Source organism: Aeromonas sp. R2-2, from assembly GCF_040908355.1.
GTDB classification, from domain to species: domain Bacteria; phylum Pseudomonadota; class Gammaproteobacteria; order Enterobacterales; family Aeromonadaceae; genus Aeromonas; species Aeromonas veronii.
The window spans coordinates 1-1819 of record NZ_JBFODQ010000055.1 but is presented as its reverse complement, the minus strand read 5'-3'; the positions used below and the strand labels follow the sequence as shown (position 1 = coordinate 1819).

General features: G+C 60.6%; 1 protein-coding gene. It reads left to right on the top strand.

All coding sequences use genetic code 11. From position 1 onward, the window contains the following. Positions 1–125: 125 nt before the first annotated feature. Positions 126–1819, top strand: a 1694-nt coding sequence (locus AB5Z09_RS10120; RefSeq protein WP_368195221.1) for a phage tail protein, incomplete at its 3' end; no start/stop codon positions are given.

Below are 1819 nucleotides of genomic sequence, written 5' to 3'. Positions count from 1 at the left end.
CAACACTATGGCCGCACCTGCCGCCGCTATCGGTTTCAGGTGGTTTACCCAGTCGCCAGTACCTTGGGCTTTGGTCGCATCGACATGAGCCAGCATGTGTTTGGCGCGACGCTTAAGAGGAACCCATGAGCCAGATCATTACCAATGCCTTCTCCCGCTACTGGCAGGAGTGCCTTGCCACCCAAGTGCCGGTGGTGCTCGATGAGTTCGTGCTGGCCAACGTGCCAGACCTCGATCCTGCAGCCCCCATCGACCCGGACAGCGGGCTACCGCCGGCGGGCCAGATTGTGCACCGCCACAAGGTTGACCAGCGCGGGCGCATCAACAACGACTCGGTGGCCTACACCATCGTGATGGACACCACGGTCGGCGATTTCAGCTTCAACGCCATGTACCTCATCAACAAAGCCAGCGGCATGGTGGGGATGATTGTGCATAAGGGGCTGGAGACCAAGCTCAAGACTGACGAAGCGGCCGGCCAGACTGGCAACAGCTTGGTCAAATCCATGCTGATGGAGTACGACCGCGCCGCCGAGGCAACCGCCACCCACGTGGACGCAAGCACCTGGCAGATTGACTATGCCGCTCGCCTGCGCGGAATGGACGATGACCTGCGCCTGCAGGCGCTGCAGTTCTTCGGGCCGGCCACCTTCTACGGCGACGGCTTCAAGCTGATCAACGAGTCCGGGGTCTACAAGGTGCAGCCTGGGGTGGCCTATGTCGGCGGCCTGCGCGCCGAGCTTAACGAGGTGAAGAAAATCACCCCGGGCGCCAAGCCGGTGGGGCTCTGGCTCGATATCTACCGGGCGGGCTCCCTGCTCGATGCCTGGGTGAACCACTTCACCCTCACCTTGAGCGTGCCGGACATGGTCGATTACCTGGACAGCAACGGCTATCAGCACCATGTGGCCAAGGTGGCCATCATCAACGCCGATGGCAGCATCACCGACGTGCGCCGCAAGCGCACCATCGAGCTGACCGGTGATGTCACCGGCAAAGGCATTTTGGAAGATGCCCAGGGAGTCACCATCGCGGTGGAGATCAAGGACGGCAGTCATCGCCACACATGGGGCGATCTGGATGATGTGCCAGAGCTCGCCCTCAAGCGTCACCGTCACCCCTGGGAGAATATCGACGAGGTACCGGCCGGTCTTGGTTCCTATGCCGCGGCCACCACCAATGTGGCCACCCAGTTAAGAGAGAAGAGCGGGTTTTACAACGCGTACAACGCCGCCAACGGCATGCCGTTCGGGAGCGAGTGGAAGTATTACTTCAACGTCGCGCACGCCAATGCCGGCGGATACAACGGCATGATCGGGCTCGATTTTGCCGGCTCGGAAATGGGGTTTGCCACAGTGGAGAACGGCATTTTCAAAGGCTGGCGCCAACTGTGGCACTCGGAAAGCAGGCGGATCCAGGTCAAGGCCGATGCCAACCCCATGTTCGAGATGCACATCCCGGGCAAGCATGCGGCCGCGATGGAGCTGGAGAGTACTGGCGCGATCCAGTGGTGGTCGACCAACGGTGCGGGGGGATGGGCAAAGACAATCGCGAGCCTGACGCCTGGTGCCTTCGAGGTTTACGGAGGGCATTGGGCAGCCAATAACTCTCACGCTTATGGCGACCAATGGGCCAACACAGCCCCCTTTCATGTGAATTTTGGGTTAGTGGCCGGCTCGTCGGATTACTACCCGATCGTCAGGGGCAAAAACGCAGTTAATGGCCAAGGTTATACCACCCAGGTGGAACTCGGCATTCTTCGAGAAGGGGGCCCGACATGGGGGCATGGCATCTTGATGGTTCGTTCTGGCGAAGGGAA